We start from the raw sequence: 9299 nt of genomic DNA, 5'->3' as shown, positions 1-9299 counted from the left end.
GGCATCAGCAAGACGCGCAAGGAGCAACAACCATGGCAGATGACGCTGCCGGCAAGGACGCCGAGAAGGCGGATGAGTCCGCGGTGACTTCGGACGCGGAGAAGGCCGAATCGACGGCCGACGCGCCAACCGAAGCGGCCGCCGCCGAAGAAGTCACCGATGTCGATGCGGAGTCGGCTGCCAAGGAGTCCGCGGAGTCTGCGGAGCCGGAGGATTCTGCTGATGCCGACGAAGACATCAGCCTCGAGCCCGATGAAGAGGAGAAGAGCCCGAAGCGCATGCAGGGGCGCCATTGGGCTTTGACCGCTGCTGCGGTGGTGGTGATCGCGATCGCCGCCGGAACGGCCGTCATCGGTCGGCTCTACGAAGAGCAGCGTACGGAGGAGCGGTCCTCGCGTGAGGCACTGGCCGCGGCACAGGAATTCGCCAACGTCATGATCAACGTGGACAGCACCAAGCTTGACGAGAGCTCCAGCAATACCTTGGACAGGTCGACCGGTGACTTCAAGAAGAAGTACTCCGAGTCCAGCACCACGCTGCGCCAGGTCATGATCGAGAACAAGGCCAAGGCCACCGGCGTCGTGGTGGATTCCGCGGTGAAGTCGGCGACCGCCGACAAGGTCGAGGTGCTGCTGTTCATCGATCAGGCGGTCTCCAATGTGGCGATTCCGGATGCGCGCATGGATCGCAGCCGCGTTCAGATAACGATGGAGAAGGTCGATGGCCGCTGGCTTGCCAGTGATGTCGAGCTGACCTAGAACCTCATCCGATGACTATCGGTGGGCTGCTGCTCGTCGGCCTGGGAATCGCCATCGGAATGGTCGGCATCGTGGTGCCGATGGTTCCCGGCACGGGACTGGTCGTACTGTCCATCGGCGTCTGGGCGCTTGTCGAATCCACCACGAAGGGTTGGGTGGTCCTCGGCATTGTGGTCGCGCTGGCCGCCGCGACCACGGTGGTCAAGTACGTGTGGCCCGCGCAGCGCATGCGCGAGGCCGGGGTGCCCACGCTCAGTCTGGTGGTGGGCGGGATCGCGGCGATTGTCGGCTTTTTCGTAATTCCGGTGGTGGGCTTGGTGATCGGCTTTGTGCTCGGTATCTACCTCGCCGAGTTCATTCGTCGCAGCAGCCAGAAACAGGCATGGGGAGCGACCGTCACCGCGGTGAAGGCGGTGGCCACGTCGATCGGCATCGAGATGGTGGGTGCGATGGTCTCGGCGGGAATCTGGCTCGGCGCTGTGCTGGTCTGAGCAGGCGGCGAGAGTTTAGGTAAGCGCGGCGCGTAGCGTCGTGAGGCCTGTCGCGTCGACCCCGGCCGCGACCAGCATCGCCTCCGGTGTGCCGAAAACACTTGCGACTTGGCTGAATCCGGTATCGAGGTATTCCTCGCGGACACCGAGCACCTCATCGGAGAGCATGGCCGCCATGGTCTGCGCCAGCTCGGGTTCGGCGGCTTCCATCTGCGCCGAGATGTGCGCCCGCATGGCACCGATCGCCGCGTTGCTGCGCAGGTAGTCGGCGGCGATGTCGGTGTAGTCGACGCCCACCGCGTGCAGCACTAACCCGACGAGGAGCCCGGTTCGGTCTTTGCCCGCCGCACAGTGAACCAAAGCCGTTGCACCGCTGGCGAGTTGACTGGCTACCGCCTTGAGGGCGACCAGTGTGCCGGGGAGTTCGACGAACCGGCGATACTCGGCCAGCATGAAGTTCACCTGCGACGCCGGGTCCGGGCTGCGGCCCGCGGTCATGCTTTCGATCATCATCTGCCGGTAGGCGATCTCGTGGGGGGCGCGCTCCTCGCCGGCCGCGGGGGTGGCGAACGGGACTTCGTGTACCCGGATTCCGCTGTCCACCCTGTCCGATCCGGTGCGTGCGATCTCGGTGGGGCTGCGCAAGTCGTACAGGTCGGTGACGCCGAAGGCTCGTAGCGTCTGGGCGCCTGCCGGGGTCAGGCCGCTGAGCTCGGAGGATCGGAACAGCACTCCGGGCCGGATGGTGACGGGGGAATCCGCGCCGCCCACGTCCCGGAAGTTCCAGATGCCCTCTACGGGGTTGTCTGGGTTGTTTTCGGAGGACGCCGTCGTCGCGGCGCTGGAGATCGTCACACCCCCACGGTAGCGGTCGACTTTTCGTCGGCGCCTTCGCCCGGTTTGTGGCGAAACAGCACGAAGAACGCGACGGTGACGGCGAATGCGTACCCTGCGAAGCTGAGCCAGATGCCGTGCCAATCCTTGCTGCCATCGGGGTAGGTGAAGAAGTACTCGATGACAGCCCCGCTGACGAGGCTGCCCAACATGGCACCTACGCCGTTGGTCATGAGCATGAACAGGCCCTGCGCACTCGCCCGGATCGCGGGGTCGCATTGGTCCTCGACGAACAGCTGGCCTGAGACGTTGAAGAAATCGAAGGCCATGCCGTAGACGATGCAGGACAGTACGATCATCCAGAGCCCGTCCCCGGGATTGCCGTAGGCGAACAGTCCGAAACGCAAGGTCCACGCCACCATGCTCATGAGCATGACCGTCTTGATTCCGAAGCGGAGCAAGAAGAATGGGATGGCCAGGATGAACAAAGTCTCGGAGATTTGCGAGATGGACATGATGATGGCCGGATGCTCGACGGCGAAGAGGTTCTTGTACTCCTCGACGTTGGCGAAATCATGCAGGAACGTGTCGCCGTAGGCGTTGGTGAGTTGAAGGGCTCCGCCAAGCAGCATGGCGAAGATGAAGAAGACCGCCATCTTGCGCTCACGAAAGAGCGTGAAGGCGGTGAGGCCGAATCTGTCGGCGACCGCGGTGTGTGCGCGATCCAGCGTCGGCGAGCCCAATTTTGGACGGCAGGGCGGCAGGGTGAAGGCGTAGAGGCCGAGGAGCAGCGCCGCCGTCCCGGCGACGTAGAACTGGCCCGTCGAGGTTTCCAGCCCCAGCAGGCTCACCGTATGTAGTGCGGCGATGAATCCCACGGTGCCCCACACCCGGATGGGAGGGAAGCTGGTGACGGTGTCCTTGCCGGCGCTTTTGAGGGCGTTGAAGGCGACCGTGATGGCCAGCGACAGCGACGGCATGTAACACAGCATGTTCAGGAGCAGAACCCAGAAGAACACGGTGGGGCTGGTCACCAGGGGAAGGCTGAAAAGTGCGGCTGCCCCGCCTAGATGCACGATGCCGTAGAGCTTTTCGGCGTTGATCCATTTGTCGGCGATCACGCCCATGATCGGAGGCGTGAGGATCGCGGCGATACCCATCGTGGAGAAGGTGGCGCCGAAGTGTGCCCCTGACCAGTGCTTGTTGTTGAACCAGTAGGCACCGAGCGTCAGCAGCCATGCTCCCCACACGAAAAACTGCAGGAAGTTCATGACGACGAGGCGGGCAGAGAGGTTCATTGGGTTCTCATACTGGGGGACATCGGCCCAGTTGGCAGCGCGAACGGTTAAGGAACGCGATAGTGGCTGTCTCGGGCTTTGGTGAGTCAGGTAAACATGACCCATGCACAAAGATGTGTCCGCTGACTCTGATGGTCCCGCCGGCGAGGAATCGCTGGATGCCGATGCCATTCCCGCGAGCCTTTTGGAGTACCTCAACCGCGAGCTGGGGGAGGAGGTCAGCATCCGTAGGCTCTCGGCCGGGCATTCGAATCTGACCTATGTGGTCACGGGAAGCTCTGGTACGCAGTGGATCATGCGACGCCCGCCGTTCGGGCGGCTACAGGCCGGGGCCCACGATGTGATGCGCGAGTACCGAGTGCTCGATGCGCTCAGCGCGGCGCCGGTACGCGTGCCGCGTGTGACCCTGGCCAGCACCGATGCCGACATCTTCGGCGCTCCGTTTTATCTGATGGAGCGTCAGGAAGGCGAGGTGATCAGGGACGTCTCGCCGGAATGGTTCGTCGGCCCGGCGCGCCACGAGCTGGTGCTCGACCTGGCCGTTGCGCTGGCGGAGATCCACAACGCCGATTCCATGCGGTTGGTCGAGGCCAAACTGGGCCGTGAATCCGGTTACCTAGCACGGCAATTGAAGACATGGGGTGGGCAATGGGAATCGATCAAAGAGCTGCCTACCGGCCGCGATCTGGAGGACCACACAGCCATCACCACATGGCTCACCGAGAACTATCCGGGAGATCGGCCGTCGGCTGTGGTGCACGGCGACTACAAGCTGGACAACGTGCTCGTCGATCCGGCGACGGCGCGGATCACCGCGGTGCTGGACTGGGAGATGGCGACAGTCGGTGACCCGCTGGCGGATCTGGGGTACCTGCTGTACATGACCCCTGAGCCGGGTGGCCCGATCGCCATGACGGAGCTCACGGGTTCGGTGACGGCGCAGGAAGGCTGCCCCTCCCACGCCGAGATCGCCGAGGCCTACCGAGCAGCGCGTACTGGAGACCAAAGCTATTGGACACCAGAGGATTTGATCTACTATCAGGTGCTGGGTGGATGGAAGCTCGCCACGCTGCTGGAGGTGTCCTACCAACGGCATCTGGCCGGAACCACCGACGACCCGTTCTTCGCTGAGCTGGAAGAGGGAGTGCCCAGGCTGCTTTCGGTGGCTCGCAGCCTGATTCCGACTGCTGGTTAGCATCAAGTACAAATTCACCGACTCGCTCACTACCGGAGGAATGCCATGGCCGACGAAGTCCTGATCGAACAGCGTGACCGTGTCCTACTGATCACCATCAACCGACCGGACGCGCGTAACGCGGTCAACAGGGCCGTCAGCCAGGGGCTTGCCGCGGCCGCGGATCAGCTGGACAGCTCCGATGACCTGTCCGTCGCCATCATCACCGGTGCGGGTGGGAACTTCTGCGCCGGAATGGATCTCAAGGCCTTCGTGAGTGGCGAGGCGGTACTGTCCGAGCGCGGTCTCGGCTTCACCAACGTACCGCCACGCAAGCCGATCATCGCGGCAGTGGAGGGCTTCGCCCTGGCCGGTGGCACCGAGCTGGTGCTGTCCTGCGACCTGGTGGTGGCCGGCCGCAGCGCCAAGTTCGGTATCCCCGAGGTCAAGCGCGGCCTGGTGGCCGGGGCCGGTGGCCTGCTGCGTCTGCCGAATCGCATCCCCTATCAGGTCGCCATGGAGCTTGCGCTCACCGGCGACTCCTTCACCGCCGAGGACGCCGCCAAGTACGGGTTCATCAACCGGCTCGTCGACGACGGGCAGGCCCTGGACACCGCGCTGGAGCTGGCCACCAAGATCACCGCGAACGGTCCGCTGGCTGTCGCGGCCACCAAGCGCATCATCATCGAGTCGGCGAGCTGGGCACCCGAGGAGGCATTTGCCAAGCAGGGCGAGATCCTGATGCCGATCTTCGTGTCCGAGGACGCCAAGGAGGGCGCGAAGGCATTCGCCGAGAAGCGTGCCCCTGTATGGAAGGGCAAGTAGCTGCGGGAGTCCCGAAAAAGGACCGGTGGCGCTCTCAGCCAATCGGCGTACTGTAGTTAGTTGTGCAAACTTGTCATTGGTAAAACCCTCTGACCTGCATATTTATATGTACGCACGCCTGACATGCGCGTTTGATGGGAGACCTCTGTGGCCAGAACCGAAGGTGACACCTGGGACATCGTCACGAGCGTGGGTGCCACCGCGCTCATTGTGTCCGCGATGCGTGCCGTAGAGGCGCGCAAGCCCGATCCGCTCGCGCGGGACGACTACGCACAGCATTTCGTCGCGGCGACGGCAGTCGAGGCACCGATCTTCTCCGAGCTGCTGGACGATCCGACCGTCGCGGCGGAGCCCGATGTGCAGCTGTTCTCGAGCTATCTCGGTGCGAGGACGAAGTATTTCGACGAGTTCTTCCTGGCGGCCGGGAACGCCGGGATCCGGCAGGCGGTGATCCTGGCTTCCGGCCTGGATGTGCGCGGGTACCGACTGTCGTGGGCGGCGGGCACCACGGTGTACGAGCTGGACCTACCGAAGGTGCTTGAGTTCAAGAAGCAGGTGCTCGACAAGCACAGCGTGCAGGCCACGGCCACCGTTCATGATCTGCACGTAGATCTTCGCGACGATTGGCCGGTAGCGCTCAAGGCCGCGGGATTCGATCCCGCACAGCCGACGGCGTGGCTGGCCGAGGGGCTGCTTCCCTTCTTGCCCGGTGCCGCCCAGGACCTGTTGTTCCAGCGCATCGCCGCTCTATCCGTGCCCGGAAGCCGAGTTGCCGTAGAGGATTTCGGCTCTCCTGGGAATCAGGCGGATCGGATGTCGAGTGCGATGGAGAACGAGGAGGGTGTGTTGCGGCGCATCTTCAAGAGCATCGTGGAGGAGGACGCGCCGCCGTCGAGCCTGTGGTTCGGTGACGAGCGTGAGGACCCGGCGAAATGGCTGACCGGTCATGGATGGACCGTCGATGTGAGCACCGCCGGCGAACTGTTGGAGCGCTACGACCGGGCGCCGCTGGCCGGCCAGCATGAATTGACCGATGCGATCGGGCAGAGCAGGTACTTCACTGCGGTGTTGGGCGCGTAGACGTGGTGCGCACCGACGGAGATACCTGGGACATCGTCACCAGCGTCGGCTACACGGCGCTCGGGGTCGCCGCCGCGCGTGCGCTCGACGCGAAGTTGGATCCGCCACTGGCGCATGACGATCACGCGGCCGCGTTCGTTGCCGCCGCAGGGTCTCCGAAGCTGGCCGCTGCGGTGGCCACAGGAGACATGACGAGCTCCGTGGCATTCAATGCGCAGTGGGTCGGTGTCCGGACGCGCTTCTTCGACAACTTCTTCGCCGACGCGGCGGGTGCCGGAGTGCGGCAGCAGGTGATTCTGGCCGCGGGATTGGATTCGCGCGCATACCGATTGCCGTGGCCCGCCGTGACGTCCGTCTTCGAGCTGGATCAACCAAAGGTCCTGCAGTTCAAGGACGAGGTTTTACGAAGGTCTGGAGCGCAGCCCAGCGCCCAGCGCGTGACGGTCGCCATCGACCTACGTGATGACTGGCCGAGTGCCCTGCGTGCGGCGGGTTTTGACGCCAACGCGCCGACGGGATGGATTCTCGAGGGGCTGCTGCCCTATCTGCCGGGCGGGGCGCAGGATGCGCTCTTTGAAAGGCTGAACGAGTTGTCGGCCCCCGGAAGCTGGGTGGCCGCCGAGCTGGGCCCCGAACCTGGCGAGCTGGACGGCTTTGCGGCCTCCATGAAGACTGTTATGGAGCGCACCAGTGACGGTGAGGCACAACCGAATCTGCGCGATCTGTGGTTCGACGACCCTAGGGTGGACACCAAGAGCTGGCTGGGGGAGCGCGGCTGGACGGTTACACAGGTCAACCTGATGGATGCCGCGGTGTCCTACGGGCGCCCGTTCCACGATTTACCCCAGGCATTCGAAAAGCTCATGGGCGAGAAGTTTTTCACCGCAGTTCGAGACCGCTGAGAGGCCGAGATGACGAGTACCGACGAAGGAAAATGGACCCGTAGCGACGGTGACTCCTGGGACATCGTGTCCAGTGTGGGGTACACGGCATTGGGTGTCAGCGCACAGCGGGCCGTGGAAAGCGAGCGCCCCGACGCGTTGATCGCGGATCCGTACGCCAAGCACTTCGTCCTTGCGGCGGGCGAGCCACATTTGATCGAGACGATCACCAAACGCGATGCCCCGCAGGCATCTCCATTCGAATACCTGCGCGGCATGGGTATGCGTAGCAGGTTCTTCGACGAGTTCTTCAAGGATGCCGCCGCTTCTGGTATTCGGCAGGTGGTGATCCTGGCAGCGGGACTGGACGCGCGGGCACACCGGCTCCCGTGGCCGGCGGGTGTCACGGTCTATGAGCTGGATCAGCCGGAGGTGCTGGCCTTCAAGGACCGTGTGTACGCGGAGCAGGGAGCCGAGCCGACCAGTGATCGTCGGGCCGTGGCGGTCGATCTACGCGATGATTGGCCGGCTGTGCTCACGGCTGCCGGTTTCGATCCGAGCCAGCCCACCGCATGGTCGGCGGAAGGATTACTGCCGTATCTTCCTGCCGCGGCACAAGATTTGCTGTTCGAGCGCGTCGTCGAACTATCGGCTCCCGGCAGCCGGGCGGCCATCGAAGGGCCGACAGGCACGCTGGGCATGAGTCAATTCGCCAAGGTGGAACAGAAGTATCGGTCCGAGAAGGACACCTTTGGCAAGATCGACATCACCGAACTGTTCTACGACGAGGACAAGACGCCACCGGTGGAATGGTTCTCCGCACGCGGATGGAACACGCAGGGGCTGGACATGTTCGAGCTGGCCGACCGGTACGGCGTGCAATATCCGGACGTCCCCGATGACATCAGAGAGCTGGCCGGCGCCATGCACTACCTGACCTGCACCCTGCCGGCCTGAAAGGACACATCAATGACCGACATCGCAGACAAGGATTGGTCGCGCAGCGAGGGAGATTCCTGGGACATCGTGTCGAGCGTTGGATTCACGGCGCTGGGAGTGGCCGCGGCACGCGCGGTGGAGAACGCGCAGACCGATCCCCTGGTGCGGGACAGCTACGCGGAACATTTCGTACGTGCCGCCGGCGAACCGCATTTGATAGGACTGCTGGACAATCCTGAGACGGCGGCCCTGAGCCCCACGACGGCATTTCGGCAGATCGGCTTGCGCAGTAAATTCTTCGACGAGTTCTTCGTGAGTGCCACGAATTCCGGCTGCAAGCAGGCGGTGATCCTCGCGGCCGGGCTGGACGTTCGTGCGCATCGACTGCCGTGGCCGGAGGGCACCAAGGTCTTCGAGCTGGATCAACCGAAAGTCTTGGAATTCAAGGATCGCGTGCTTGAGGAACAACGCGCCACACCCACCAGTGACCGCCGTGAGGTCGCCGTGGATCTTCGTGACGATTGGCCGGCCGCATTGCTTGCGGCCGGCTTCGACCCGGAGGCTCCGACGGCGTGGTCGGCGGAGGGGCTGATCGTCTACTTGCCGTCCGCCGCTCAAGATCTGTTGTTCGAGAGGGTTGTCGCCTTGTCGGCATCGGGCAGCCAGATCGCCGTCGAGGCGACTCGCGGTCGGCCGGACATCTCCAAATGGGGTGAGGTCCAAAAGAAGTACGCCGACGACAGCCATCCCATGTCGAAGGTGGACATCAGCTCGCTGTTCTACGACGAAGACCGAGCCGACGTGCAGGACTGGTTTGCCGCGCGTGGGTGGACCGTCCGGGGCGCGCATGCTCTGGAACTGGCCGCGGCCTACGGGGTGCAGATCCCGGAGCTGCCGGACGAAGTCGTCGAACTGGTGAAGCAGGGGAACTACCTCACCGCCGTTTTACCCAGCTAGTCCGCTTATCCCCAGGGGCTGGCTGGGTCCTGCGTTCCGGGCTAACATGCGCAAGGGGCATG

10 protein-coding genes are annotated in these 9299 nt (G+C 63.9%); 8 read left to right on the top strand and 2 right to left on the bottom strand.

Annotation, left to right across the window (positions count from 1 at the left end):
* Positions 1 to 32: 32 nt before the first annotated feature.
* A complete protein-coding gene (locus MYCSP_RS21680; protein ID WP_088415095.1) occupies positions 33 to 758 on the top strand; it encodes a hypothetical protein in 726 nt (241 codons plus the stop codon).
* Between the two features lie 11 nt (positions 759 to 769).
* The gene (locus MYCSP_RS21675) at positions 770 to 1249 is read left to right on the top strand and encodes a DUF456 domain-containing protein (RefSeq protein ID WP_083017558.1); all 480 of its coding nucleotides are present in this window, start codon (positions 770 to 772) and stop codon (positions 1247 to 1249) included.
* 15 nt (positions 1250 to 1264) lie between these two features.
* Here MYCSP_RS21675 and MYCSP_RS21670 read toward each other — a convergent pair whose 3' ends face one another.
* Positions 1265 to 2104, bottom strand: a complete 840-nt coding sequence (locus MYCSP_RS21670; protein WP_088415093.1) for a tyrosine-protein phosphatase — start codon at positions 2102 to 2104, stop codon at positions 1265 to 1267.
* On the bottom strand, positions 2101 to 3381 hold the full coding sequence (locus MYCSP_RS21665) for a nucleoside permease (protein WP_083017554.1): 1281 nt from the start codon (positions 3379 to 3381) through the stop codon (positions 2101 to 2103). Before MYCSP_RS21665 ends, MYCSP_RS21670 begins: the two co-directional genes overlap by 4 nt.
* Positions 3382 to 3484: 103 nt before the next feature.
* On the opposite strand from MYCSP_RS21665, the gene MYCSP_RS21660 reads away from it, so the two are divergent.
* The 6 genes from MYCSP_RS21660 to MYCSP_RS21635 all read left to right on the top strand — a co-directional run bounded on the left by MYCSP_RS21660 (position 3485) and on the right by MYCSP_RS21635 (position 9237).
* Entirely contained in the window at positions 3485 to 4576 is a 1092-nt protein-coding gene (locus tag MYCSP_RS21660) for a phosphotransferase family protein (RefSeq protein ID WP_083017552.1), read from the top strand.
* A 45-nt stretch (positions 4577 to 4621) separates the two neighbouring features.
* Positions 4622 to 5380 (top strand): crotonase/enoyl-CoA hydratase family protein, encoded by a 759-nt coding sequence (locus MYCSP_RS21655; protein WP_083017550.1) that lies wholly within the window; start codon positions 4622 to 4624, stop codon positions 5378 to 5380.
* A gap of 147 nt (positions 5381 to 5527) precedes the next feature.
* Complete coding sequence (locus tag MYCSP_RS21650; protein ID WP_088415091.1) at positions 5528 to 6460, top strand: class I SAM-dependent methyltransferase; 933 nt, start codon at positions 5528 to 5530, stop codon at positions 6458 to 6460.
* A gap of 2 nt (positions 6461 to 6462) precedes the next feature.
* Positions 6463 to 7362, top strand: a complete 900-nt coding sequence (locus MYCSP_RS21645) for an SAM-dependent methyltransferase (RefSeq protein ID WP_088415089.1) — start codon at positions 6463 to 6465, stop codon at positions 7360 to 7362.
* Between the two features lie 9 nt (positions 7363 to 7371).
* The gene (locus MYCSP_RS21640; RefSeq protein WP_088415087.1) at positions 7372 to 8298 is read left to right on the top strand and encodes a class I SAM-dependent methyltransferase; all 927 of its coding nucleotides are present in this window, start codon (positions 7372 to 7374) and stop codon (positions 8296 to 8298) included.
* Positions 8299 to 8310: 12 nt separating this feature from the next.
* Complete coding sequence (locus tag MYCSP_RS21635) at positions 8311 to 9237, top strand: class I SAM-dependent methyltransferase (protein WP_088415085.1); 927 nt, start codon at positions 8311 to 8313, stop codon at positions 9235 to 9237.
* Positions 9238 to 9299 lie beyond the last annotated feature (62 nt).

The organism is Mycobacteroides saopaulense (assembly GCF_001456355.1).
GTDB classification, from domain to species: domain Bacteria; phylum Actinomycetota; class Actinomycetes; order Mycobacteriales; family Mycobacteriaceae; genus Mycobacterium; species Mycobacterium saopaulense.
The sequence above is the reverse complement of the archived record's forward strand: the minus strand, read 5'-3'. Positions and strand labels throughout refer to the sequence as shown.

Bases quoted from the DNA above. Each gene is read 5' to 3' on its own strand.
- MYCSP_RS21680 (WP_088415095.1), top strand. From the start codon at position 33: ATGGCAGATGACGCTGCCGGCAAGGACGCCGAGAAGGCGGATGAGTCC.
- MYCSP_RS21675 (WP_083017558.1), top strand. From the start codon at position 770: ATGACTATCGGTGGGCTGCTGCTCGTCGGCCTGGGAATCGCCATCGGA.
- MYCSP_RS21665 (WP_083017554.1), bottom strand. From the start codon at position 3,381: ATGAACCTCTCTGCCCGCCTCGTCGTCATGAACTTCCTGCAGTTTTTC.
- MYCSP_RS21660 (WP_083017552.1), top strand. From the start codon at position 3,485: ATGCACAAAGATGTGTCCGCTGACTCTGATGGTCCCGCCGGCGAGGAA.
- MYCSP_RS21655 (WP_083017550.1), top strand. From the start codon at position 4,622: ATGGCCGACGAAGTCCTGATCGAACAGCGTGACCGTGTCCTACTGATC.
- MYCSP_RS21640 (WP_088415087.1), top strand. From the start codon at position 7,372: ATGACGAGTACCGACGAAGGAAAATGGACCCGTAGCGACGGTGACTCC.
- MYCSP_RS21635 (WP_088415085.1), top strand. From the start codon at position 8,311: ATGACCGACATCGCAGACAAGGATTGGTCGCGCAGCGAGGGAGATTCC.